Source organism: Micromonospora sp. DT68 (genome assembly GCF_049847245.1).
GTDB lineage: Bacteria > Actinomycetota > Actinomycetes > Mycobacteriales > Micromonosporaceae > Micromonospora > Micromonospora profundi.
In genome coordinates this window covers 119,507-143,940 of record NZ_JBNCNZ010000003.1, presented here as the reverse complement: position 1 = coordinate 143,940, position 24,434 = coordinate 119,507, and the positions used below count along the sequence as shown (strand labels likewise).

Below are 24,434 nucleotides of genomic sequence, written 5' to 3'. Positions count from 1 at the left end.
TGCCCGACCGATGCAAGGGAAGACAACCGGACGGTAATAACGTCTGGGTTGCGTGGGGTCGGCTCAACTCGACTTGACGATTCGCCAACGCGTGGCACTATTGAGTCAAGTTCACTCAACTTGTGGTGGGGCCCGCTGCGGGCGGTGCCCGCCAGGCAGTCGCGGGCAACACCCGCCACCTGCACAACCTTACGAAGCGAGGAAGCGAAGATGGCACGTGCGGTCGGTATCGACCTCGGCACGACGAACTCCTGCGTCAGCGTTCTCGAGGGCGGTGAGCCCACCGTCATCGCCAACGCTGAGGGCTCGCGGACGACCCCGTCGATCGTCGCGTTCGCCCGTAACGGCGAGGTGCTCGTCGGTGAGGTCGCGAAGCGCCAGGCGGTGACCAACCCGGACCGGACGATCCGCTCGGTCAAGCGGGAGATCGGCACCAACTGGTCCGTCGACATCGACGGCAAGAAGTACACCCCGCAGGAGATCTCGGCCCGGACCCTCATGAAGCTCAAGCGGGACGCCGAGGCGTACCTGGGTGAGCAGATCACCGACGCGGTGATCACCGTTCCCGCCTACTTCAACGACGGCCAGCGCCAGTCGACGAAGGAGGCCGGTGAGATCGCCGGCTTCAACGTGCTGCGGATCGTTAACGAGCCGACCGCTGCCGCCCTGGCGTACGGGCTGGACAAGGGCTCCAAGGAGCAGACCGTCCTGGTCTTCGACCTCGGCGGCGGCACCTTCGACGTGTCGCTGCTCGAGCTGGCCGAGGGCGTTGTCGAGGTCAAGTCCACAAGCGGTGACAACCAGCTCGGTGGTGACGACTGGGACCAGCGGATCATCGACCACCTGGTCAAGACGTTCCGCGGCGAGCACGGCATCGACCTGAGCCAGGACAAGATGGCGCTCCAGCGGCTCCGTGAGGCCGCCGAGAAGGCCAAGATCGAGCTGTCCGCCGCCACCACCACCAACATCAACCTGCCGTACATCACCGCTGGCGCGGCCGGCCCGCTGCACCTCGACGTGACGCTCAGCCGGGCCGAGTTCCAGCGGATGACGCAGGACCTGCTGGACCGCTGCAAGGGCCCGTTCGAGCAGGCCGTGAAGGACGCCGGGATCAAGATCTCCGACGTCGAGCACGTGATCCTGGTCGGCGGCTCCACCCGGATGCCGGCCGTCACCGACCTGGTCAAGCAGCTCACCGGTCGCGACCCCAACAAGGGCGTCAACCCGGACGAGGTCGTCGCCGTCGGCGCCGCCCTCCAGGCTGGCGTGCTCAAGGGCGAGGTCAAGGACGTCCTGCTGCTCGACGTGACCCCGCTGAGCCTGGGCATCGAGACCAAGGGCGGCATCTTCACCAAGCTGATCGAGCGCAACACCACGATCCCGACCAAGCGCTCCGAGGTCTTCACCACGGCGGACGACAACCAGCCGTCGGTGCTCATCCAGGTGTTCCAGGGTGAGCGGGAGATCGCGTCCTACAACAAGAAGCTCGGCACCTTCGAGCTCACCGGCCTTCCGCCGGCGCCGCGCGGCGTGCCGCAGATCGAGGTCGCCTTCGACATCGACGCCAACGGCATCGTCAACGTGCACGCCAAGGACCTGGGCACCGGCAAGGAACAGAAGATGACGATCACCGGCGGCTCCTCGCTGCCGAAGGACGACATCGAGCGGATGCGCCGGGACGCCGAGGAGCACGCGGAGGAGGACAAGCGCCGCCGCGACGACGCCGAGACCCGCAACGTGGCCGAGGCGCTCCAGTGGCAGACCGAGAAGTTCCTCGCCGAGAGCGGCGACAAGCTGCCCAGCGAGAACCGGGAGCAGCTCAACGAGGCGCTCGGCGAGCTGCGTGGTGCCCTCGGCGGTCAGGACATCGAGAAGATCAAGTCGGCGCACGAGCGGCTGGCGCAGGTCTCCCAGCAGGCCGGCTCGCTGCTCTACGCGTCTCAGTCCGAGCAGGGCCAGCAGCCCGGCGGCGAGGCCGGCCCGGGTGCGGCAGGCCCCGGTGCGGCCGGTGCGACCGGTCCGCAGGCGGGTGCTGCCGGCGGTCCCGACGACGTCGTCGACGCGGAGATCGTGGACGAGGACGGCAAGAAGTGACGATCGGCCTCCGGGACGTATCCACGGCGAAGGGATGAGGTAGCCGCATGACGCAGAAGTCACGAGCCGCCGACCCGGACGACGCCGGGTCGACGCCGGGTGGCTCCGCGCCCACGGAGCCAGCCACCGGCGACGAGGAGCGGGTGGTCATCCGCAACAACCGCAAGCTCACCGACACGACGGAGCCGGAGGGCACCGCCACCGACGCGGGGAGCGACGTCTCGGCCGAGGGCCTCGTCGAGGATGCCGAGGTAGTGGTCGACGAGATCGAGATCGAGGCGACCTCTGTGGACGGGTCGACGCCGTCCGGTCCGCCGGTGGTGGACGCCCCGGCGCAGCCCGTCGACGGCGGCGGCACCGGGACGTCACTCGGTGCCGAGCTTGAGGCGCTCCGGGCCGAGTTGGAGGAGCGGACCAGGGACGTGCAGCGGGTGTCGGCGGAGTACGCCAACTACCGCAAGCGGGTCGACCGGGACCGCAGCCTGGTGCAGGAGCAGGCGACCGGCTCGGTGCTGGCCGCGCTGCTGCCGATCCTTGACGACCTGGACCGGGCCAGGGAACACGGCGACCTGGTCGGGCCGTTCGGATCGGTGGCGGAACAGCTCACCGCCGCGCTTGGCAAGTTCGGCCTGGCCGCCTTCGGCGAGCAGGGCGACCCGTTCGACCCGACCCGGCACGAGGCGGTCGCGCACCAGACCTCGGCCGACGTCAGCGAGCCGACCTGCGTGCAGGTCATGCGCCGCGGCTACCAGCTCGGTGAGCGGCTGCTGCGCCCCGCGCTGGTCGCGGTCGCGGATCCGGAATAGTGCGAGACAGTGACCGGGCCGTCCCGTCCCCCGCGCAGCGGTGGGCGGGGCGGCCGGGCCACGACGGTCGAAAGGAGGTGGACCGGTGAGTTCGAAGGACTGGCTCGAGAAGGACTTCTACGCCGTGCTCGGCGTGGACAAGGCCGCCTCCGCTGATGACATCAAAAAGACGTACCGCAAGCTGGCCCGGGAATCGCATCCGGATCACAACCCGGGCGACCCGAAGGCCGAGGAGCGGTTCAAGGCCGTGTCCGAGGCGTACAACGTGTTGTCGGACGCCGGCCGTCGCCGGGAGTACGACGAGATGCGTTCGCTGTTCGGCTCGGGCGCGTTCCGGCGCAACGCCCGCGGCTCCGGCCAGCCGGGCGGCATGCCGTTCGACGTGTCCGACCTGTTCAACGGCGGCGCGGGCGGTGGCGGTGACCGTCGCTTCGGCGGCGCCGGTTTCCAGGACCTGTTCAGCTCGATCTTCTCCGGCGGGCAGGCCGGCGGGCAGGCAACTGCGCGTGGTCCGGCCCGGGGCCGGGACGTGGAGGCCGAGGTGGCGCTGGACTTCGGCGACGCGGTCCGCGGGGTGACCCTGCCGCTGACGCTGCGTGCTCCGGGCGTCTGCGACACCTGCCACGGCAACGGTGCCAAGCCCGGCACCCAGCCGCGCACCTGCCCGGTGTGCCACGGCGCCGGGGTGACGACCCGGGACCAGGGGTCGTTCAGCTTCTCCGAGCCGTGCCGCAACTGTCAGGGTGTCGGCACGGTCGTGGAGGAGAAGTGCCCGGAGTGCCACGGCAGCGGCGGTGTCACAAAGACCCGCACGCTCAACGTGCGCTTCCCGGCCGGAGTGGCAGACGGCCAGCGGATCCGGCTTGCCGGGCGCGGCGAGCCAGGTGAGCGCGGCGGGCCGGCCGGCGACCTTTTCGTGCACGTCAAGGTTCGACCGGACGAGCTGTTCGGGCGTACCGGAGACGACCTGACACTGACCGTGCCGGTCACCTTCGCGGAGGCCGTGCTCGGCACGGACCTGCGGGTGCCCACGCTCGACGGTGCGGTAACCCTGCGGGTTCCGCCGGGCACGCCCAGCGGGCGGGTGCTGCGGGCCCGGGGCAAGGGTGTGGTCCGCCGCGACGGGCAGGCCGGCGACCTGCTTGTCACGCTGGAGGTGGTGGTGCCGGCCCGACTGTCTGACGAGGCGCGCACGGCACTTGAGGCGTTCGCCGAGCAGAGTCCGGCGGCGGCGCGGGAACATCTCGACGCCCGGGTGCGTCGGGTCAGTTAGTCCGGTGGGGTGGACGCGGAGGTGAGCGGGATGTCGGGCGAGTTCCTCGGTTCGGGTGACCCGGCCTACGAGGCCAAGGTGCTCATGATCTCGGTCGCGGCACGGATGGCGGGGATGCACCCACAAACCCTGCGCCAGTACGACCGGCTGGGGCTGGTGCAGCCGGGCCGGGCCGCTGGCGGCGGACGCCGGTACAGCGTTCGGGACGTGGTGCTGCTGCGCGAGGTGCAACGGCTCAGTCAGGACGACGGGATCAACCTGGCCGGCGTCAAGCGGATCATCGGGCTGGAACGGCTGCTGGAGCAGGCGCAGCAGCGGGTGGCCCGGCTGGAGGCGGAGTTGGACGCCGCGTACCGCCGGGTGGCCGAGCTGGAGTCGCTGGCCCGCTTCCCGGGCCGCGACCTGGTGCCGACCAACCGCACGTCCACGGCGCTTGTGGTGTGGCGTCCCCGCCGCACGCCGGACCGCTGACCCGCAGCTCACTTTCGCCGTTCCTGGCCCCCGGCCCGTGTCGGTTTTCCGGCGCGGGCCGGACCGTTTCCGTTAGCCTGTCAATACGGGTCCTACCGCCTTAATTCGGGCCTATCGGCGCGATGAGGGGGAACGATGGCGGGGCCGGCGAAGAACTTGGCGGAGCAGACGGAGGAGCGGCTGGAACGGTTGGCCGACACCGTCCGCGAGAAGTTCGACAAGGTGACCGAGGGAAGCTTCCGGGACCGGATCGTCGAAGGGCGGTTCGCCGACCACGGTGACCGCGCCGACGAGGCCGACCACGGCGAGCACGCCGACCACGGTGGCCGTGCTGACCAGGGCGACAGCGCTCGGCCAGAATCCGGTCGGAAGCAGGACTGACCGGTAACGATGTGCGGGCCGGGACCCACGGGGGGTCCCGGCCCGTCGCTCATCGCCGCCTCGGCAGCCGGGTGCGTGTCAGCCGAGGCGGCGGTTCTCGCGAACCAGGCCGCCTTCGCACCAGTCCCGGTAGACGAACAGGTCCGGTCGGGCGAGGAGTACCCGGCCGTTGTGCGCCCAGATCCTCATCAGCTCGTCGCCGTCGCGTTCGGCCTGCTCGACCAGCTTGCGGAAGCGCCGCTTGGGGTGGGCGCGGAATTTCGTCCGGATGCCGTCGGCGGCGTAGATGTAGAGGCAGTGCAGCGCGAAGCGTCGAGCCGGGCAGGTCGGGTCCATGGCCAGGTCGAAGAGCGTCAGCACCAGCCGGTCGCCGGAGACGAGGAGATCCCAGTCGGGTGGCATGGAAGCAAGCGGCACCGAATCGGGCTGGAATGCCCAGGCTCGCAACTCCGCCGGAGTCGGATCGACGGGGTTGGCAAAGCCGTGGAACGTCGACTCCTGCACGCTCACCGGCCAACCTTCCGCTCTCGCCCGCGTTGGCACTGGCCCGCGGACCGTGGCTGCTGGGGCGAAACGGTAACCTGCCCGCCGGTTGCTGCGGTAGTACCCGCAGGGGCGCAATTCGGCAACCGTTGGCTGTGCTTGTGTGAACGGACGAGCCGCTGACCATCGCCGCCGCTGTCGTGCTGGTCAACGGCACGACAGCGGCGGCGGCGAGGTCAGTCGGGGATGGGTATCGGCGCGCTTCGTTGGATCAGCGCGCGGGCGCGTAGCCACCGTTTGAACCACTGGAAGTCCGGCAGCCGGGCCAGCATCGGACCGGTCACCACGGTGATCAGGACGTAGGCCGTGGCCAGCGCGGCCAGCCGCGGCTCGACGCTGCCGGCCGCCACCGCCAGTCCGGCGATGACGATGGAGAACTCCCCGCGGGGTACGAGTGCCAGGCCGGCCCGCCAGCGACCGGGCTCGCCGATGCCGACCCGGCGGGCAGCGAGGTACCCGGTGAGCGTCTTCGTCGCCATGGTGATCACGGCCAGCGCGAGCGCCGGCAGCAGCACCGGCGGGATGTCCCGTGGGTCGGTGACCAGGCCGAAGAAGACGAAGAACACCGCCGCGAACAGGTCCCGCAGCGGGGACAGCATCTCGGTGGCGTGGTGCGCCACCGGCCCGGAGAGCGCGATGCCGACCAGGAATGCGCCGACCGCCGCCGACACCTGGAGTTTCGCGGCGACTCCCGCGATCAGCAGGGTCAGGCCGAGGACGCCGAGCAGCAGAGCCTCCGGATCCCTCGCCGACAGTGCGGCCGAGATCAGGTGGCCGTACCGGATGGCGACGACCAGCACCAGCAGGACGGTGCCCACCGCGACGGCGAGGGCGATGCCGCCGCCGATCAGGCCGGTGCCGGCGAGGACGGCGGTGACCAGCGGCAGGTAGAGCGCCATCGCCAGGTCCTCGATGACGAGCACCGAGAGGATCACCGGGGTTTCCCGGTTACCGAGCCGGCCCAGGTCGCCGAGGACCTTGGCGATCACGCCGGAGGAGGAGACCCAGGTGATGCCGCCGAGCACCAGGGCGGCGACCCAGTCCCAGCCGAGCAGCAGGGCGAAGGCCGCGCCGGGCAACGCGTTGAGTACGCCGTCGATGAGGCCGGCCGGAGCAGCCGAGCGGAGGTTGCCGACCAGTTCGTTCGCCGAGTATTCCAGCCCGAGCATGACCAGCAGCAGGATGACGCCGATCTCGGCGCCGACCGCGAAGAACTCCTCGCTGGCGTCCAGCGGTAGCAACCCGCCGTGGCCGAAGGCGAGCCCGGCGAGCAGGTAGAGCGGGATGGGTGACAGGCCTACCCTGCGGCTGAGCCGCCCGAGGATCCCGAGGAGGAGAAGTAGCGCGCCGACTTCGACGAGAAGAGTTGTGGAATCGTGCATCCGCCTCAGCCGTCCGGGTCACTGTCGGCGAGGATGGCGGACACGCCGTCGAGCCCCTTGCGGGTCCCGACAACGACCACCACGTCGCCGGCTGCGAAGCGGAAGGTGGGAAGCGGTGAGACGTTGACTTCGCCGTCGCGCAGCACCGCCACTATGGAGGCGCTGGTGCGGGTGCGTGCCTTCGTGTCACCGAGCATCCGGTTGACGTACCGCGAGCCGGCCGGGATGGCGATCTGCTCGGTGAGCAGACCGGCGGCCTGCTCGCGCAGCCCGGACAGTTGGCCGAGCATCAGCGACGCGCCGAGGATGTCGGCCAACGCCTCCGCCTCGTCGTCGGTGAGCGGGATGTCCGACTGGCAGGAATCGGGGTCGTCCGGGTCGTAGAGGACAAGATCGCGGCGGCCGTTCCGGTGGGAAACGACTCCCAGGCGGCGTCCAGACTCCGTCACCAGATCATGACGTACGCCGATGCCCGGCAGGGCGGTTTGCTCGACACGTACTCGCACCGGGCAAGGCTACAGCTTCCGGGGCGGGCGGCAGATCCGGAGATGAGTGGCCCTCGGCAATCGACGGCCCTGACTGGCGGTGGCGTCCCCGCGAGTGATGGGTGTCACAGCGGTAAGGTTGAGTGGAATACGCTCAACTCTGGTTGTGTCCAAACCAATGGACAACGCCGATCCGGGGGAGCCCATGAACGCCGAACGCCTCACCACCAAGAGCCGCGAGACCATCACCGGCGCCGTCGCACTCGCGAACCAGCGCGGCCACGCCACCGTCGAGCCCTGGCACCTGCTGCTGTCGCTGCTCGACACCGACGGTTCGACAGCCACCGGCCTGCTGCGCGCCGTCGGGGCCGACCCCGCCGAGTTGCGTCGGGCGGCCCAGCGCGCTGTGGACGGCCTGCCGGCCGCCCGCGGCTCCAGCATCGCCGAGCCCACACTGGCCCGGGAGTTCGTGAACGCCATCGGTGCCGCCGAGCAGATCGCCCGCCCGCTGGGTGACGAGTACACCTCCACCGAGCACCTGCTCGCCGGCCTCGCCCGGGTCGGCGGCGCGGTGGCCAGCGCGCTGAAGTCGGCGGGCGTCACCGAGGAGACCCTTGTCGCCGCGTTCCCGACCGTTCGGGGCGGCGACCGGCGGGTCACCACCGCCGACCCCGAGCAGACCTACCAGGCCCTCGCCAAGTACGGCGTCGACCTGACCGCCAGCGCACGGGACGGCAAGATCGACCCGGTCATCGGCCGCGACTCGGAGATCCGCCGGGTCATCCAGGTGCTCTCCCGGCGTACCAAGAACAACCCGGTGCTGATCGGTGAGCCCGGTGTCGGCAAGACCGCGATCGTCGAGGGCCTGGCCCAGCGGATCGTGGCCGGCGACGTCCCCGAGTCGCTGCGCGACAAGAAGTTGGTATCGCTGGATCTCGGCGCAATGGTCGCCGGCGCCCAGTACCGCGGCCAGTTCGAGGAGCGGCTCAAGTCCGTCCTGGAGGAGATCAAGAACTCCAACGGGCAGGTCATCACGTTCCTCGACGAGCTGCACACGGTCGTCGGCGCCGGCAAGGGCGAGGGCTCGATGGACGCCGGCAACATGCTCAAGCCCATGCTGGCCCGCGGCGAGTTGCGGATGGTCGGTGCGACAACGCTTGACGAGTACCGCGAGCACATCGAGAAGGACCCGGCGTTGGAGCGCCGCTTCCAGCCGGTGCTGGTCGGCGAGCCGACGATCGAGGACACCATCGGCATCCTGCGTGGCCTCAAGGAGCGCTACGAGGTGCACCACGGCGTCCGGATCACCGATGCCGCGCTGGTCGCCGCCGCGTCGCTGTCCGACAGGTACATCACCGACCGGTTCCTGCCGGACAAGGCGATCGACCTTGTCGACGAGTCGGCGTCCCGGCTCCGCATGGAGATCGACTCCCGGCCGGTCGAGGTGGACGAGATCGAGCGGGCGGTCCGCCGGCTGGAGATCGAGGAGATGGCACTGGCCAAGGAGCCGGACGCCGCTTCCGCCGAGCGGCTGGCGCGGCTGCGTCAGGAGTTGGCCGACAAGCGTGAGCAGCTCACAGTGCTCTCCGAGCGCTGGCAGACCGAGAAGAGTCACATCACGAAGCTCTCCACCGCCAAGGAGGAGCTGGAGCGCCTGGGCGGCGAAGCCGAGCGGGCCGAGCGGGACGGCGAGTTGGAGCGTGCCGCCGAGCTGCGCTACGGCCGGATCCCCGCCCTCAAGGTCGAGCTGAAGCAGGCCGAGGAGGAACTCGCCCAGCTCCAGGCCGACGGGGCGATGCTCAAGGAGGAGGTCGGCGCGGACGACATCGCGGCCGTGGTCGCCTCCTGGACCGGCATCCCCGCAGGCCGGCTGCTGGAAGGTGAGACAGCCAAGTTGCTCCGGATGGAGGAGTCGCTGGGCAGCCGGGTGGTCGGCCAGGCCGAGGCGGTCGGAGCGGTCTCCGACGCGGTACGCCGGGCACGCGCGGGCGTCGCCGACCCCGACCGCCCCACCGGCAGCTTCCTCTTCCTCGGGCCGACCGGCGTCGGTAAGACCGAGCTGGCCAAGGCGCTCGCCGAGTTCCTCTTCGACGACGAGCGGGCCATGGTCCGCATCGACATGAGCGAGTACGGCGAGAAGCACTCCGTCGCCCGCCTGGTCGGTGCCCCGCCCGGCTACGTCGGCTACGAGGAGGGCGGGCAGCTCACCGAGGCGGTACGTCGCCGGCCGTACTCGGTGATCCTGCTGGACGAGGTGGAGAAGGCCCACCCGGACGTCTTCGACGTGCTGCTCCAGGTGCTCGACGACGGTCGGCTCACCGACGGTCAGGGCCGCACCGTGGACTTCCGCAACGCGATCCTGATCCTCACCTCCAACCTCGGGTCGTCGGTGATCAGCGACCTGATGCTTGCCGAGGAGCAGCGCCGCGAGGGCGTTCTCGCGGTGGTCCGCTCGCACTTCAAGCCGGAGTTCCTCAACCGTCTCGACGACATCGTGGTCTTCGCCGCGCTGCGCGGTGAGGATCTGCGTTCCATCGTGGACATCCAGCTCGAACGGATGCGGAACCGTCTCGCCGACCGCCGGTTGGGGCTGGACATCACCGAGCCCGCGCGTCAGTGGCTCGCCGAGCACGGCTACGACCCGATCTACGGCGCTCGCCCGCTGCGCCGGCTGGTCCAGACCGCGATCGGAGACCAGCTCGCCAAGGCCCTGCTCTCCGGCACCATCCGCGACGGCGACACGGTCAAGGTCGACCTCGCCGACAGCAAGGAAGGGCTGGCCGTAAGCGCCGGCTGAGCCGTCCCACCAAGAGCCGACCCCGCCCCGCCGGCGGGGCGGGGTCGGCTCTTGCTGTCCCCTGAATCAGGGACACCCCGTCGGGACGTTCGGTAGTTGGGCGATTACCGCGCTGCGCTTGAGTTTCCCCAGGTGCGCGGGGTTGTTACCGTCTGCGCCGACGCACTTGGGGAGGTGGTCGGCGTGAACGGTTCCGTGGCGTACGTGGTGACGACGCTCGGGTGTCTGGTCGGAGTCGCCGGGATCGTGGTGGCGTTGGTGGCCCTGCGCAAGAGTCGCAAGCAGGCCCGGCCGGCGGCACCCGTGGACCCGTTCCGCGACACCGACAGCGACGCGCTGCGCGGCGACCCGCGCAGGCTCAAGCCCGGCGACATCGTCGAGATCCGCCGCGTGTCGTACGCGGTCCGCGGTTCGGTGTACTTCGCCGAGGGCAGCTGGAGCTGGGCCGAGCACCTGCTGGACACCGTCGACGGTGACAAGCGGTGGCTCTCCGTTGAGGAGGACCCGGACCTGGAGTTGGTGCTCTGGACGGCCGAACCGGCCGCGACGATCACCCCGGGTGCGCACACCCTCGACTTCGCCGGCCGGCGCTACACCGCCGAGGAGTCCGGCCAGGCCCGGTACACGGCCGTCGGCAGCACCGGCCTCGACCCGAACGGCACCGTCCGCTACCACGACTACCGGACCTCGAGCGGCGAGCGGCTCTCCTTCGAGGCGTACGGGCAGGCCGGCTGGGAGGTTGCCCGGGGCGAGCAGCTGCACCGCTCCGACGTGATGGTGTACCCGCAGGCCGGACCGGGAGCGGTCTGACGTGCTGGTCAGCCTCGACACCCCGTACGTGGACACCTGCGCGGCGGACCTGAGCCTGGCACTCGGCGGCCCGGAGCGTCCCGCGCTGCACGTCCGCGACCTCACACTGCCCGGCGACGTGCGGCTGCGCCTGCGTCTGCTCGGCGCGTCCCACCAGGTCGTGCTCACCGACTCCGCAGGTGGGGACGGGCTCACCGAGACGGTGGCGTGCCTGCCCGGTCGCCCACCGCACCTGCCCGGCGCCCTGCACGACGAGGCGGGCGGCTACCGGTTCACCGCCACCGTGCTGCGTCCCGCCGCCGGTGAGCTGCACGCCCGTATCGCCGCGCTCCGCGCCGACCTCGCCGTCGACCCGTACGCCCTGGTCGGGGTCTTTCCCGGGGACCCGGACGCGGTCACCGCGCTTGCCGTACGCACCGACCCACCGGACGGGTCGGTCGGCTGGCGTACCTGGCACGCGTACCCCCAGACCAACGAACTGGTCCTGACCGAGACGGTGGTGGCACTGCGATGACGTACCGACGCTGGATCGTGGTGGGCATGGCGGTCGCCGTGGTCGGCGTGCTGGTCGCCGGCTTCGCGATCGTCAACGGCACCTTCTCGCCCCGCGGCTACGTGAAGGACAAGTACACGAGGGCGGCCAGTCGGGACATCGGCAGGGAAGCGATCGCATACACCTCGTCGAAGTCGCCGGACCGGGTCGCCAAGGAACTGACCGACAAGTGGCGGCCGAGCGACCGCTACACCGACAGCAGCGGCGTGTACCTGCGCTACGACGACGACTCGGTGGTGATCCTGCCGCTCGCCACCGGCTCGGTGATCCTGCTCGAAGACATGAAAACCGCCAACCCCCGCTACCACTCGACCGTCGGGTCGTACTGGGGCTTGGGACGCGGCAGCAGCGTCCGGGGCGGCGGCCCCGGCAGCGGCAAGTAAGCCTGACGACCGACCCCCTCACCCTGGAGCTCTCCTATGCAGAATCTCGTCACCGACCTGCTGGTCACCCTCGCCTTCGGGGTGGTCGGCGTCGTCCTGATGGGCGTCGGCTACGGGCTGGTGGATCTGGCCACCCCCGGCAAGCTTCACGAACTGATCTGGGCCGAGCGCAACCGCAACGCGGCGCTGCTGCTCACCTCGAACCTGCTGGGCGTCGGCATCATCGTGGTCGCGGCGATCGTGGCGAGCGACAACGACTTCACCCTCGGCCTGATCGGCGCGGCGGCGTACGGGATCGTCGGCCTGGTCATCATGGCCGCCGCGTTCCTGCTGCTCGACGCCGTGACCCCGGGCCGGTTGGGTGAGCTGCTCGTCGACCCGGAGCCGCACCCCGCCGTGTGGGTGTCGGCCGCGGTGCACCTGGCCACCGGCGCGATCATCGCCGCCGCCATCATCTGATGAGCGTGGCAACACAACCGGGCGGTGCCCGCCGGACGTACCCAGGGAAGGCGTGAGCACCGAGGCGCCGGCGGCCGTCGACGCCGGTTCCGGGGCGCGGCCCCGCTGGCGGTTGGCCCGAGCGTCGGTGCTGCTCGCGGTCTTCGTCTGTGCCGCCTGCGGGCTGGTCTACGAGCTGGCCCTGGTCGCCCTCGGCAGCTACCTGATCGGCGACACCGTCGGGCAGGCGTCGATCGTGCTCGGCGTGATGGTCTTCGCGATGGGGGTCGGGGCGCTGGCGGCCAAGCCGTTGCAGTCCCGGGCCGCCCCCGCGTTCGCGGTGATCGAGTTGACCCTCGCCCTGCTCGGTGGCCTGTCCGTGCTCGGCCTCTACGCCGCGTTCGCCTGGCTCGACCTGTACGGCCCCGCGCTCGTCGGCACCGCCTTCGTGCTGGGCCTGCTGATCGGCGCGGAGATCCCGCTGCTCATGGTGATGTTGCAGCGCATCCGCGAGCAGGCCGCCGGCAGCGCGGTGGCCGACCTGTTCGCGGCCGACTACGTGGGCGCGCTGCTCGGCGGGCTCGCCTTCCCGTTCCTGCTGATCCCGGTCTTCGGCCAGCTCAAGGGTGCCCTGCTGGTCGGCGCGGTGAACGCGGTGGCCGGTGTCGCCCTGGTCTGCACGGTGTTCCGGGCGGAGCTGAGCCGGCGGGCGCGGCTCGTGATCGGCGCCGGCTCCGTCGCGGTCGCGCTCTGCCTGGGGTACGCGTGGGTGACGGCCGCCGACTTCGAGGTGACCAGCCGGCAGCAGCTCTACCGGGATCCGGTGGTGCACGCCGAGCGCTCCCGCTACCAGGAGATCGTGCTCACCCGGTCGGTGCGCGAGGTCGGCCACGCCCAAACCGACCTGCGTCTGTTCCTCAACGGCGACCTCCAGTTCAGTTCGATCGACGAGTACCGCTACCACGAGGCGCTCGTGCATCCGGCGCTCAACGGTTCGCGCGGTGAGGTGCTGGTCCTCGGTGCCGGTGACGGCCTCGCGGTCCGCGAGATCCTGCGCTACCCGGACGTGCGCCGGGTGACAGTTGTCGACCTCGACCCGGCGGTGGTGGCGTTGGCCCGCACCGAGCCGCAGTTGCGGGCGCTCAACGGCGGCGCGCTCGACGACCCCCGGGTGCGGGTGTTGAACACCGACGCCTTCGGCTGGCTGCGTACCGCCGCCGATCGTTTCGACGTGGTGATCGCCGACCTGCCCGACCCGGACGAGACGGCGACAGCCAAGCTCTACACAGTCGAGTTCTACACGCTGATCCGGTCGGTGCTCGCCGACCAGGGGCGGCTGGTGGTGCAGTCCGGCTCGCCGTACTTCGCTCCCCGGTCGTACTGGTCGATCGAGGCGTCGCTGCGGGAGGCCGGCTTCGCCACGGTGCCCTACCACGTGGACGTTCCGTCCTTCGGCGACTGGGGGTTCCTGCTCGCCGCGCCGGGCACCGTCCCGCCGGCCCTGGAACTGCCCGCCGACGCGCCCCGGCTACGTTTCCTCGACCCGGGGGTGCTGCGGTCGGCGGCAACCTTCCCCGCCGATCGTCCCCGCCTGGACGTGCCCGCCTCCACGTTGCTGCACCCCAGGGTCCTCGACTACGCCCGCGCGGAGTGGCGCGGCTACTGACCTCCGCGTGGGGCAGTGTCCGCTGATGACGCAAACCTCTTGATCAACAGGGTGGAGTGGGGTCGGGCGGGGAAAGGATGGGGCATGTTCGGGATGCGCAAGGCTTGGCAGCGGGACCTCGACGCGGCCATCGACGAGTTGATGAAGGCTGACACGCTCGCCTTCGGCGGCACCGGCTTCGCCGGCACGCTGCTGCCGGTGACCAAGGCGTACCTCCGGGTCGAGGCCGCCCACGGCGAGCACCCCGACGAGGTACGCCAGCAGATCGACCGGCTGCTGGCCAAGGGGTCGCCTGCCGGCCGGGCGTACGGCGCCACGCTGTTGGAGCGGATCGACCCGGCGGCGGCCCGATCGGCCTGGACGTCGCTGCGGGACGACCCCACCGAGTTCACCACGTTCGTCGGCTGTGTCATGGGGCGCTCCACCGTCGGCGACTACGCCACCCAGCGACTCACCGCAGCATGATCCATTCGCCGATCGAGCCTGCCCGATCGGTGCTGCCCATTCCCGGCCTTCCGCCGTACGTTGCCAGCCATGAGTTCGCCAGCCTCCGCGCCGCGTCCGCCCCGCCCCGGCACCGTCACCATCGCGTTCTGGCTGCAACTCGCCGTCGCGCTGATCCTGCTCGGCCTCGCCGCGTTGGCAGTCGCCCAGGCAGTGCACTTCGATGGCCAGATCACCCGTGCCGCACGGCTGGTGCCCGACGCCGACCCGGCCGAGGTGGCCAGCGAGCGCCAGGGCAACGTCCTGATGGCCCTGGTCGTCGGCGTACCGGCCGTGCTGCTGGCGGGGTGGCTCGCCGCCACCGCCGGGCCGCTCCGCCGGGGTTCGAACATCGCGCGGATCCTCGTCTTCGCCGCCAGCGGCGCTCAGCTGCTGGTCTGCTTCGGCCAGTGCTGCTCCGGGTTCCTCGTGTCCATGCTGGTCGCCCCGGAAATCGAGGCCCCGTCGTCGGCGGACTTCGACGACGAGTGGGAGACGTCGAAATTCCTCGACACGCTCTACTCCGGCACCGACCCGTTGGACGAGCTGCTCTTCCCGATGACGGGCCTGAGCGTGCTCGCCGTCTTCGCCCTCATCGGTGCCGTCGTCCTGCTGCTGGCGCTGCCGCCGGCCGCCGGGTGGTTCGTGCCGCGACCCGCGCCCGCCGACGCGGCACCGCCCTCCGGTTACGCAGTCGCCCCGTTCATTCCGGCCGGCTACGCGTACCCGCCGCTGCCGATCGTGGCGCAGGCGCCCGGCATGCCCGGTTTCCTTCCACCGGGCCAGTACGTCCCGGCCGGATACCTGATCTGCCCGGACCCGGCCGCGCACCTGACCCCGACGCCACCCGGGACGCCGGATGAACCACCCACCACGCCGTCCACAGTGCGGCCCGCCACTCCCGGCGACACCGCGGATGCCGAAGGTAGCTGAGCTTTCGGTCACGACGCGACTCGTTTGGGTGCCGACGGTTGTTACCGTCTGCGCCGACGTACCTGGGGAGGTGGTCGCGTGGACGGGGCGCTTGCGTACCTGGTAGCGGTGGTGGCCGTACTCGTCGTGGTCGTGCTGGTGGTCGTCGTGCGGGCCGCGACCCGGCCCGGCGGCGCGTCGCCGGACGGTCGGCCGGCGCGCGGCGGGGCCACGGACGCACCGCGTGGCGGCCGGCACCGGCTGGCCGTGGGCGACCGCGTGCGGATCGGCGAGCGGGAGTACGTCGTTAACGGCACCATCCGCCTCGTCGAGGGGGACTGGAGTTGGGTGCAGTACCTCCTCGACGACAACTCGGGCCCCGCGCGGCGGCTCTCCGTGGAGGGTGCCGGCGGCCCCGACCTGGAACTGGTGCTCTGGACCGCCGAGCCCGGCGCCACAGTCACCCCCGGCGCCCCGACCATCGACCTCGGCGGGCGGCGGTACACCTGGTCCGAGACCGGGCAGGCGCGCTACACCGCCGTCGGGGAGACCGGCCTGCCGTCGGCCGGGACGATGCGCTACCACGACTACCAGTCCGGCTCGAACTCCAGGCTCTCCTTCGAGGCGTACGGCGAAGAGGGCTGGCGGGTCGCCCGGGGCGACCTGCTCGACCCCGCTGACCTGGCGATCCGAACGGCAGGCGGGGAGCGCTGAGGCGTATCCCACGGGCGCGGCGTGACCCACCCGGCATGCCATGGTGGCTGGTTGTCGATACGGTGTGGGCGCGATCTTAAGGGAAGGAGAATCGTGGTCGATTCCCAGAGCACGCCGGCCCGCCAGCGGCCGTCCGTCGTGACGATTTCCAGTTATCTGCTTTTCCTGTTCCTGGCGTGCCAGGTGATCAGTCTTATCCTCAGCCTCTCCACTCTCGGCAAGTCGCGCGACGTGCTCCGCGACGCGTACGCGGGCAGTTCCGCCGAGGGCGCGGACCAGGTGGCGGACGTCTTCTTCGCCTTCGGCCTCGGCAGCAGCATCCTCGTGCTCCTGCTCGCGATAGTGCTGGGCGTCCTGGCCATCTTCAACAACCAGGGCCGCAACGCCGCACGGATCACCACCTGGATCGTCGGTGGCATCATGGTCTGCTGCGTCGGTGGCACGCTGCTCACCGGCGTGGCCGGCAACTTCACCACCACCGGCGACACCAGCGGTGACATGCCGAGCGGCGAGGAGATCCAGCGACGCCTGGACGAGGCGCTGCCGTCCTGGATCACGCCGGTAAGCGTCCTGCTCGGCGTCGTCAGCCTGCTCGCACTGCTCGCGGCGCTGATCCTGCTGGCCCTGCCCAAGGCCAACGAGTTCTTCCGCAAGCCCGCCGCGGGCTGGGAGCCGCCGACTCCGGGGGCCAGCTACCCGGGCTACCCGCAGGCGTCCGGTCAGCCGGGCTACCCGCAGGCGTCCGGTCAGCCGGGCTACCCGCAGGCTCCGGGCCAGCCTGGCTATCCGCAGGGGTCCGGTCAGCCGGGCTACCCGCAGGCTCCGGGCCAGCCGGGTCATCAGTCGAGTGGGGAGCCGGGCTACCCGTCGACTCCGGGCCAGGCGCCCGGGTCGGATCAGCCGGGCACCCCGCCGTCGGGACCGTCCGGCACGGACCGTCCGGACGACACCCCGCCGGCCGACCGCCCCGGGACGCCCCCGACGAGTTGACCGACCGATAAGCACGACGCCGACGATCCCTCCGAGTAGGTTGCAACCCGACGCCTACCGGAGGGATTCGTCGTGTCGTACCCCGAATCGGTACCGGCCCGCCGGCCCGCCGTGGTCCTGCTGGCCGCGACAGTGCTGCTGGTGATGGCGGTCGTCGCGCTCGCGTACGCCGTTGTCGGCCTGGGGACGGTGGGCGGAACTGTCGACGCGTTCCGTCAGGCGGCCCGGGACACGTCGGCCACCACGCAACAGATCGACGACGTGGTGACCCTGCTGCGCGTGTCGATGGTGCTGTCGGCGGTGGTCGCGGCGCTGTCCGCCCTGGTGCTCGTGGGCCTGGCCCTCTGGCTGCTCACCGGTCGGCCCGGCGCCCGGGTGGCCACCTGGGTGGTCTGCGGTCTCGGGCTGCTCGCCGGCTGTTGCAGCGTGGCGGTCCTCGTCGGTGAGCGCTCGGCTCCGCTGCGGCTGGGCGCCGACGAGCGCGCCACAGCCGAGTTGCTGGGTCTGATCGGCGATGCGTACCCGTCCTGGTGGATCCCGCTGAACGCAGGGCTTTCGGCCGGGCAGGGGCTCGGTTACCTTGTCGTGGCAACGCTGTTGGTCCTGCCGGCGGCGAGCGCCTGGTTCGGTCGACACCGCCGCTCGGCGCCGTCCGTGCATCAGGGCTCCCCGCCCGCCCCGTACCAGCCCCCGGCGGCGCCGTCCGCGCCCCCGTACCGCCCAGGTGAGGACCGCCAGTGACGCCCGATCCCACGACCGTTGAGCGACGTGCCCTGGTCACCGGGGCCACCGCTGGCATCGGCGCGGCCTTCGCTCGACGCCTGGCAGCCGACGGTTGGCACCTCGTGCTTGTCGCCCGCGACGCGGGTCGACTGACCGAGTTGGCCGCGGAGTTGGGGTCCCCGCACGGCCGCGCGGTGGAGACGCTCTCGGCGGACCTGTCCACCGACGACGGCTGCGCCATCGTCGAGCAGCGGCTGACCACCGGAAGCCCCGTGCACCTGCTTGTCAACAACGCGGGCATCAGCCTGAACAAGCCGTTCCTGCGCTCCACTGCGGAGGACGAGGCCCGTCTGCTGCGGCTCAACGTGCACGCGGTCATGCGGTTGACGCTGGCGGCGCTGGGCCCGATGACCAAAAGGCGGGACGGGGCAGTGATAAATGTCTCTTCCGTGGCGGGCTTCGGTGCAGTGATGCCCGGCTCCACATACTCGGCCAGCAAGGCGTGGGTGACAAACTTCAGCGAGTCCGTCGGCCAGTCGACGCGCCCGTTCGACGTCCGGGTGATGGCCCTCTGCCCCGGCTACACCCGCACCGAATTTCATGAACGAGCCGGCATCGACATGTCGAAAACGCCTGAGTGGATGTGGCTGCGCGCCGAGGATGTTGTCGACGAAGCCCTGCGTGACCTGCGAAAAGGCAAGTTGGTAAGCGTTCCGGCGTGGAAATACAAGGTGGCCGTCGCCGGCCTGCGCCACGCGCCGCGTCGGCTCCTGGAGGCCGTCGCCCGAGACACCCGGGGCCGGATCGGTCGCGACGAGCGCTGACCCACCGGGACCCGGCCGCGCCGTCCGTCCCATCGGCGGACGTCGGCACGCCGACCGCGGGCCAGTTGCTGAGCGTAGTCGAACATCGCCAGTCATCGGTTCCTCAGGGGCCTGATCAGGGTGGACCCCGAACACGGCGCTCAGACTTGCGCAGTAACCTCTATCGCCATGGGGGACCACGACGACCTGCGTAAATTCATTTCCGACCTGGCCGTTGTCCACGGCCGGGTCGTGCTCTCCTCTGGGCGCGAGGCAGACTGGTACGTCGATCTGCGTCGTGTCACGCTCCATCACCAGGCCGCTCCGTTGGTCGGCCGGGTGATGCTCGACCTCACCGCTGACTGGGAGTACGAGGCAGTCGGTGGGCTCACCCTGGGCGCGGACCCTGTCGCGCTCTCGATGCTGCACGCCGCCGCTCCGACCGGCCGCGCCCTGGACGCCTTCGTGGTGCGCAAGGCGGGCAAGGCGCACGGTCTACAGCGGCGGATCGAGGGACCGGAGGTGGCCGGCCGTCGGGTGTTGGCGGTGGAGGACACGTCCACAACGGGCGGAAGTGTGTTGACCGCTGTCGAGGCGCTTCGCGAGGCCGGAGCCGAGGTCGTGGGCGTGGCGGTTATTGTTGATCGAGGCGCCGGCGACGCGGTGCGAGCCGCCGGATTGCCGTACAAGGCGGCCTATACGTTGGCTGACCTCGGCCTTGTGGCGTAAAAGTTTGCCGATTCGGATCTGCTGATATGCAGGCGGATCGATGCTGCTGGTGGAAGGATGGAATACGTGGGAACTGCGTTGGCCGAAATGACTATGCCTCAGATCTCGCCGCTTGCCGGTGAGCCAATCGAACGTGCCGATGCCGAGCGTCTCGCAGGGGTCCTCAAGGCCCTTGCCGATCCCGCCCGGTTGCGGCTGCTCAGCCTGATCCAGTCGGCCCCCGAGGGCGAGGCGTGCGTCTGTGACCTGACCGCACCGCTCGGCCTCTCTCAGCCGACGGTCAGTCACCACCTGCGTATCCTCACCGAGGCCGGCTTGCTGGAGCGGGAGAAGCGCGGTGTCTGGGCGTACTACCGGCTGGTCCCGAGTGCGATCGCGACGATCGCCGACCTGCTGACTCCGCCGCGTAAGCGGGCCACCAAGAAGGCCCGCTGAATTAGGCACTGCGCATCGTCCCGCGCCGGGACGATGTCCGGTGGCGAGCCAGGGGTGGCGCCACCGGTGTGATACCTGCTCGTCCCCGGTCGCGCACCGCCGGAGGCGGGGCATGACATGTCGACGGCCGGCCCTCACCAGGGGCCGGCCGTCGCCGTACCTCCGATTCAGCGCTCCTGGCCGTGCTCCCGTCCGGTGCGCGGGTGCTCGTGGTGGTCGAACGTCTCGTGCATCGCTTCCACGGCCCCGGCAGCGCTTGCCGCCGCGACCACCGCTACCGCTTCGCCGCGCTTGCGGGCCCGCCGGTCACGGAGGAACTCGAAGAAGATCGGCAGCACCGAGATCACGATGATCAGGGCGACCACGGGCAGGATGTAGTGGTCGATCTTGTCGCCGATGGCCTTGTAGATCCGATCGGCCAGCAGGTAGCCGATCAACAGGATGCCGTCCACCCAGAGCACCGCGCCGACCACGTTCCACAGCAGGAACTGCCGAGCCGGCATGCCGAGCGCACCGGCGACCGGGTTGAGGAAGGTCCGCACGATCGGGATGAAGCGTGCCAGCACCACGGCCTTCGACGGGCCGAACTTCTTGAAGTAGTGCTCGGCCTTCTCGACGTACTCCCTCTTGAACAGCCGGGAGTTGGGCCGCTCGAACATCCGGCGGCCGTACCGCGCACCCAGCCAGTGACCCAGCTGCGCGCCGACGATCGCGCAGATCGGCCCGCCGATCAGCAGACCGGCCAGGGCGAGCCGCGTGCCGCCACCGAAGATGGCGTCCGCCACCGGCGAGGCGGCCACCCCGGCGAGGAACAGCAACGAGTCGCCGGGAAAGAAGAAGCCCACAAGCAACCCGGTCTCGGCGAAGAGGATCACCCAGACACCGACAAGCCCGAAGGTCTGCAGCAGATCCTTCGGGTCGAGCGGGTTCAGGGCGACGCTCTCCGTGAGAGCGCGGGTCTTTTCGGCTGTGTCCACGGCCACAAAGGGTACCGAAGTCCGCGTCTTTCATTGCGCCGGACCGAGTCCTCGTGACCCGCAAGCGGAATCTTTTCGGCGGTGCCGAAACGGCCGGTGCCCCGCCGACCGGAAGCAGTCGGCGGGGCACCGGGTGGTGCGGGATGGATCAGGCGACGAAGCGGGTCCGGCGGCGCTTCGCCACCAGGTAGCCACCGACGCCCACGGCGAGCAGCAGGGCACCGAGGCCCGCGATCAGGCCGGTGGACTGACCGGTGACCGGCAGCCCGCCATCGTCACCCTCGCCGCCGCCCTGACCGCTGGCCGCGTTCACCAGGATCTTGGCGCTGTCGTTTGCCGGCTTCAGGTCCTCGTAGAAGCCGCCCTCGCACTCGCACGGCACATTGACCTTCACCGTGCCCGTGGCGTTGGCGATGACCTTGTCGATCCGGAACGTGAACTCGCCGGTCAGCTCCTCGCCGGCTGGCGCGAACGGGCCCGGGTAGCACCGGTACGCGGCGGCACCCGGGGTGCCAGCCTTGTCCCACGCGGCCTTGTCGCCGGTACGCGGCGCACACTCCATCGGCACCTCAACGGCGGTGGTGCCGGTCGGGACCGTCACGTCGACGAACGTCACGTCGGAGTCGCTGCGGATGTAGTCAAGCGTTGCCGGCCCGTTGTTGCGGAACCCGAGGGGGGTGCTCAGCACTGCACCCTTCTTGCCGGTGAGCGTGGCGCCGATGGCCTCAAGGTCGGCCCCGTTCTTGCCGGTGACATCTACCGTCAGCCCACTGAAGTTGTTGCTGGGGTCGGTGTCGGTCTGCACGGCACGGGCCGCACGGGCGGCGGAGACCGTCTTCAGCGACAGCGTCTTACCGGTGCCGCGACGGGCCTTCTCGGCACCGACCTCTTCGCGGATACCGAGGAGATCCTCCAGGTCGGCCGGGGTCATGAACCGGATGTAGCTGTACTCGCGGCCCGGCGCGTAGGTGTCGGTGGCCAACTCGTAGTTGAGGGTCGCCGTCGCACGCCCGGCGACCGGGATCTTCTCGTCGAACACACAGGCGAAGAGGAAGTCATCGAAGTAGAGACAGTTGTCGAACCGCTCCTTGGTCCGGATGCCGTAGTCGGTGTCGAACAGTGCCACGACACCATCGACCTCGGTCTGGCCGGCGTTGATCACCGTCAAGGGAGCCTGGAACTTGCCCCCGGGCGCCGCCGTCGCAGTGGTATCCGGGCCGCCCTGCAGGTCGACGCCCTCGCCGACCCGGATCCGGGAGGCGTAGCTGGCGATCTCCTTGCCCGCGGTCTTGAGGCTGATCTTCAGCTCGCCAGCGTCGCCGGTTGCCGCCTTGTCGGTCGGCGCGATGACGACCTCGCTGAAGAAGCCGCCGTACAACTCGTCGACGCTGACCGGGAAGGACTCATTGCAGAGCAGTACGCCTTCGCCGTCGGCGGCGCAGTCGTTGCCGAGCCCGCCAGCCAGCGTGATCTTGCCGGTGAGGCTGCGGTAGTCGTAGCGAACCGAGACCTTGTTGAGCACCGTGGACTCGCTGCTGTACAGCGCCGGTGACCGAACGACGCCAGGCGAATCGGCAGCGACGGTGACGTCCTCGAAGTAGAGGTCGAACTCGGTCGCAGGAGCGGCGACGGCCGGGCTGGCGGAGGCGGCGACGAACGCGCCTACTACGCCCAGGCCGGCGAGCCAACGCCGGGTGGAGTGGGTGGGCATGAAGGGGATTCCTCCAACAGGGGGGTCGATACGGTGGGTGGATCTTAAGAAGTGATTAAGTTCGCCGCTGTCCTGATCGCTGCCCAGCCGCCAAGACCAACCGAACGGTTGATCAGCGTCATCGCAACGTTCGGTCTGTTCACGACGTGGCCCCACCGTCCTTGCGACGGTGGGGCCACGTGAGGCGGGATGGATCAGGCGACGAAACGGGTGCTGCGGCGTCGGGCGAGCAGGTAGCCGCCCGCGCCGGCGACGAGCAGCAGGCCGCCGAGGCCGGCCAGCAGGCCGACAGGAGAGCCGGTGATGGGCAGCGCGCCCCCGTCATCCTCACCGCCACCTGCGCCGCCGCCCGGGCCCGCGTTGACCACGATCGGGGCCTTGTCGTTCGCCGGCTTGGTGTCGCCGGTGAAGATGCCGCCGCTCGGGCACTCGCAGGGCGCGTTCACCTGCACCGCACCGCGGGCGTTGGCGATGACCTTGTCAATGCGCAGCCGGAACTCCATCGTGTACGTCTTGCCGGCCACCAGCAGCATCTCCGAGGGGCACACGTACGTCCGGGTGCCCCGCTGCAGTTCGCAGGTAGCGGGGACTTCGACGGCGCTGGTGCCGGGCGGCAGCTCGACGGCCATGTGGGTGGGGGCCTCGAAGTCCCCGTTCACCGCGTCGAGCGTGGCCGGCCCGTTGTTCCGGAAGCCGACGGTTGCCGTGACGATGTCGCCGGCTCTGCCCTTGAGCGTGGCGCCGATCGCCGCGAGGTCGATGCCGTTCTTTCCGGTGGTCTTGATGATCCACCCGGTGTAGTCGTAGCCCGGGCCGACGTCGGTCTGGTCGGCCTGCCGCATTCTGCTGGGCGCCTCGGCCAGTGTCAGCTTCGGGCCGCCGCCGCTCGTGGCCGCCCGTGCGCCAGCGGCTTCCCGGACGCGGGTCAGGTCCTCGAAGTCGGCAGTGGTCATGAACTGGGCATAGCCGGATTGGTTGGACGGGGCGTAGGTGTCCTTCGCCAGCTCGAAGTCGAGCGTGGTGGCAAGGCCCTCGCCGACGGGGATCTCCTCGTCGAACTGGCAGGACAGCAGGTGGTCGCCGGAGTAGAGGCAGTTGCTGAACCGGTCCTTGGTGCGGATCGAGTAGGCGAGATCGAAGACCGCCGCGAACCCCTTGACGACAGTGTCGCCGACGTTGGCCACGGCCAGCGGCACCGTGAACTTGCCCCCTGGCTTGGAGGAGTGCTCGGTGAACGGCCCGCCGGCCAGGTCGACGCCTTCCCCGACGCGGACGCGCGAGGTGTAGCTGCCCTGCCGACCGCCGGCGGCCTGGAAGCTGACAGCCACGTCGCCGGAGTCGCCGACCTTCGCATCGTCGGTGGTGGTGATGCGCACGCGCTTGGCCACGCCGCGGTAGAGCCCACTGCCAATGGGCGGCAGCTCGTACAGGGAGACATCCTGCGCCTCCGCGCAGACGAGAACGCCCGCCTCCGGGGTCGTGCACTTCTGGCCGTTGGCCGGCAAAATGGTGATCTTGCCAGCGAGCGAGCGGTAGTCGTACCGCACAGAGACGTCGGTGAGGACCGTCGGCTCGTCGGCGTACAGGAACAGGTTGCGGGTGGTCTCCGTCGCGCCGACGGCCACTGTGGCGTCCTGGAAGTAGGGCTCGATCGCGGCCGCCGCGCCGACGGCCGGGGTGGCGGCCGCGGCGACCAACGCGCCCGCGGCGCCGACAGCGGCCAGCCAGCGGGTCGATTGCTTGAGCATTGGGGGTCCTCCCGTGGGGGATACAGGTGGCGCCCGTCCAACCTAGTTAGACGACCGGCCCCCACGGTGGCCCTGCGTGATCGTTCTTCGTCTATCGAACCGAACGGTTGAGCACCTCTGCCGCAAC

25 protein-coding genes are annotated in these 24,434 nt (G+C 70.3%); 19 read left to right on the top strand and 6 right to left on the bottom strand.

All coding sequences use genetic code 11. The features are described from left to right. The first annotated feature begins 210 nt into the window (after positions 1-210). The 5 genes from dnaK to ACPXB1_RS06810 all read left to right on the top strand — a co-directional run bounded on the left by dnaK (position 211) and on the right by ACPXB1_RS06810 (position 5,025). Positions 211-2,094, top strand: a complete 1,884-nt coding sequence (dnaK, locus tag ACPXB1_RS06830; RefSeq protein ID WP_355587737.1) for a molecular chaperone DnaK — start codon at positions 211-213, stop codon at positions 2,092-2,094. A 47-nt stretch (positions 2,095-2,141) separates the two neighbouring features. Then, positions 2,142-2,900 (top strand): nucleotide exchange factor GrpE, encoded by a 759-nt coding sequence (gene grpE / locus ACPXB1_RS06825; RefSeq protein WP_355587739.1) that lies wholly within the window; start codon positions 2,142-2,144, stop codon positions 2,898-2,900. An 85-nt stretch (positions 2,901-2,985) separates the two neighbouring features. After that, positions 2,986-4,173 carry a molecular chaperone DnaJ gene (gene dnaJ, locus ACPXB1_RS06820; protein WP_355587741.1) on the top strand — a complete coding sequence of 396 codons (1,188 nt, stop codon included), beginning with the start codon at positions 2,986-2,988 and terminating at the stop codon, positions 4,171-4,173. Between the two features lie 30 nt (positions 4,174-4,203). Beyond that, positions 4,204-4,644 carry a heat shock protein transcriptional repressor HspR gene (locus tag ACPXB1_RS06815; protein ID WP_030332087.1) on the top strand — a complete coding sequence of 147 codons (441 nt, stop codon included), beginning with the start codon at positions 4,204-4,206 and terminating at the stop codon, positions 4,642-4,644. 135 nt (positions 4,645-4,779) lie between these two features. Further along, complete coding sequence (locus ACPXB1_RS06810) at positions 4,780-5,025, top strand: hypothetical protein (protein WP_355587743.1); 246 nt, start codon at positions 4,780-4,782, stop codon at positions 5,023-5,025. 78 nt (positions 5,026-5,103) lie between these two features. Here ACPXB1_RS06810 and ACPXB1_RS06805 read toward each other — a convergent pair whose 3' ends face one another. The 3 genes from ACPXB1_RS06805 to ACPXB1_RS06795 all read right to left on the bottom strand — a co-directional run bounded on the left by ACPXB1_RS06805 (position 5,104) and on the right by ACPXB1_RS06795 (position 7,456). Beyond that, positions 5,104-5,535, bottom strand: a complete 432-nt coding sequence (locus tag ACPXB1_RS06805; protein WP_053651904.1) for a hypothetical protein — start codon at positions 5,533-5,535, stop codon at positions 5,104-5,106. Positions 5,536-5,744: 209 nt separating this feature from the next. After that, positions 5,745-6,950 carry a cation:proton antiporter gene (locus ACPXB1_RS06800; RefSeq protein ID WP_355587745.1) on the bottom strand — a complete coding sequence of 402 codons (1,206 nt, stop codon included), beginning with the start codon at positions 6,948-6,950 and terminating at the stop codon, positions 5,745-5,747. A 5-nt stretch (positions 6,951-6,955) separates the two neighbouring features. After that, positions 6,956-7,456 (bottom strand): cation:proton antiporter regulatory subunit, encoded by a 501-nt coding sequence (locus tag ACPXB1_RS06795; protein ID WP_053651907.1) that lies wholly within the window; start codon positions 7,454-7,456, stop codon positions 6,956-6,958. A gap of 184 nt (positions 7,457-7,640) precedes the next feature. On the opposite strand from ACPXB1_RS06795, the gene clpB reads away from it, so the two are divergent. The 14 genes from clpB to ACPXB1_RS06725 all read left to right on the top strand — a co-directional run bounded on the left by clpB (position 7,641) and on the right by ACPXB1_RS06725 (position 19,871). Further along, on the top strand, positions 7,641-10,232 hold the full coding sequence (clpB, locus tag ACPXB1_RS06790) for an ATP-dependent chaperone ClpB (RefSeq protein WP_355588467.1): 2,592 nt from the start codon (positions 7,641-7,643) through the stop codon (positions 10,230-10,232). 183 nt (positions 10,233-10,415) lie between these two features. Further along, positions 10,416-11,042 carry a DUF4178 domain-containing protein gene (locus ACPXB1_RS06785; protein WP_355587748.1) on the top strand — a complete coding sequence of 209 codons (627 nt, stop codon included), beginning with the start codon at positions 10,416-10,418 and terminating at the stop codon, positions 11,040-11,042. A gap of 1 nt (position 11,043) precedes the next feature. Beyond that, positions 11,044-11,556 (top strand): DUF2617 family protein, encoded by a 513-nt coding sequence (locus tag ACPXB1_RS06780; RefSeq protein WP_355587750.1) that lies wholly within the window; start codon positions 11,044-11,046, stop codon positions 11,554-11,556. After that, the gene (locus tag ACPXB1_RS06775) at positions 11,553-11,978 is read left to right on the top strand and encodes a DUF4247 domain-containing protein (RefSeq protein WP_355587752.1); all 426 of its coding nucleotides are present in this window, start codon (positions 11,553-11,555) and stop codon (positions 11,976-11,978) included. Before ACPXB1_RS06780 ends, ACPXB1_RS06775 begins: the two co-directional genes overlap by 4 nt. A 36-nt stretch (positions 11,979-12,014) precedes the next feature. Further along, positions 12,015-12,437: a DUF350 domain-containing protein gene (locus ACPXB1_RS06770; RefSeq protein WP_053651913.1), complete on the top strand. Its 423-nt coding sequence runs from the start codon at positions 12,015-12,017 to the stop codon at positions 12,435-12,437. Positions 12,438-12,489: 52 nt separating this feature from the next. After that, positions 12,490-14,082, top strand: a complete 1,593-nt coding sequence (locus ACPXB1_RS06765) for a polyamine aminopropyltransferase (protein WP_355630324.1) — start codon at positions 12,490-12,492, stop codon at positions 14,080-14,082. A gap of 84 nt (positions 14,083-14,166) precedes the next feature. Further along, positions 14,167-14,547, top strand: a complete 381-nt coding sequence (locus ACPXB1_RS06760) for a hypothetical protein (RefSeq protein WP_355587756.1) — start codon at positions 14,167-14,169, stop codon at positions 14,545-14,547. A 69-nt stretch (positions 14,548-14,616) separates the two neighbouring features. Beyond that, entirely contained in the window at positions 14,617-15,498 is an 882-nt protein-coding gene (locus tag ACPXB1_RS06755; RefSeq protein ID WP_355587758.1) for a hypothetical protein, read from the top strand. A gap of 78 nt (positions 15,499-15,576) precedes the next feature. Further along, the gene (locus tag ACPXB1_RS06750) at positions 15,577-16,191 is read left to right on the top strand and encodes a DUF4178 domain-containing protein (protein ID WP_425734962.1); all 615 of its coding nucleotides are present in this window, start codon (positions 15,577-15,579) and stop codon (positions 16,189-16,191) included. A 93-nt stretch (positions 16,192-16,284) separates the two neighbouring features. Then, on the top strand, positions 16,285-17,181 hold the full coding sequence (locus ACPXB1_RS06745) for a hypothetical protein (protein ID WP_425734961.1): 897 nt from the start codon (positions 16,285-16,287) through the stop codon (positions 17,179-17,181). A 72-nt stretch (positions 17,182-17,253) separates the two neighbouring features. Next, positions 17,254-17,922: a hypothetical protein gene (locus ACPXB1_RS06740; RefSeq protein WP_425734960.1), complete on the top strand. Its 669-nt coding sequence runs from the start codon at positions 17,254-17,256 to the stop codon at positions 17,920-17,922. Beyond that, on the top strand, positions 17,919-18,728 hold the full coding sequence (locus tag ACPXB1_RS06735) for an SDR family NAD(P)-dependent oxidoreductase (RefSeq protein WP_425734959.1): 810 nt from the start codon (positions 17,919-17,921) through the stop codon (positions 18,726-18,728). Before ACPXB1_RS06740 ends, ACPXB1_RS06735 begins: the two co-directional genes overlap by 4 nt. 168 nt (positions 18,729-18,896) lie before the next feature. Continuing rightward, complete coding sequence (gene pyrE, locus ACPXB1_RS06730) at positions 18,897-19,436, top strand: orotate phosphoribosyltransferase (protein WP_053651927.1); 540 nt, start codon at positions 18,897-18,899, stop codon at positions 19,434-19,436. Between the two features lie 57 nt (positions 19,437-19,493). Beyond that, the gene (locus ACPXB1_RS06725; protein ID WP_007454255.1) at positions 19,494-19,871 is read left to right on the top strand and encodes an ArsR/SmtB family transcription factor; all 378 of its coding nucleotides are present in this window, start codon (positions 19,494-19,496) and stop codon (positions 19,869-19,871) included. Between the two features lie 167 nt (positions 19,872-20,038). Here the strand turns inward: ACPXB1_RS06725 and ACPXB1_RS06720 are convergent, their stop codons facing one another. The 3 genes from ACPXB1_RS06720 to ACPXB1_RS06710 form a co-directional block, all read right to left on the bottom strand. Further along, the gene (locus tag ACPXB1_RS06720) at positions 20,039-20,854 is read right to left on the bottom strand and encodes a DedA family protein (RefSeq protein ID WP_425734958.1); all 816 of its coding nucleotides are present in this window, start codon (positions 20,852-20,854) and stop codon (positions 20,039-20,041) included. A gap of 142 nt (positions 20,855-20,996) precedes the next feature. Next, positions 20,997-22,559: an LPXTG cell wall anchor domain-containing protein gene (locus ACPXB1_RS06715; protein WP_425734957.1), complete on the bottom strand. Its 1,563-nt coding sequence runs from the start codon at positions 22,557-22,559 to the stop codon at positions 20,997-20,999. Positions 22,560-22,753: 194 nt separating this feature from the next. Then, entirely contained in the window at positions 22,754-24,307 is a 1,554-nt protein-coding gene (locus tag ACPXB1_RS06710) for an LPXTG cell wall anchor domain-containing protein (RefSeq protein WP_425734956.1), read from the bottom strand. Between the last annotated feature and the right edge of the window lie 127 nt (positions 24,308-24,434).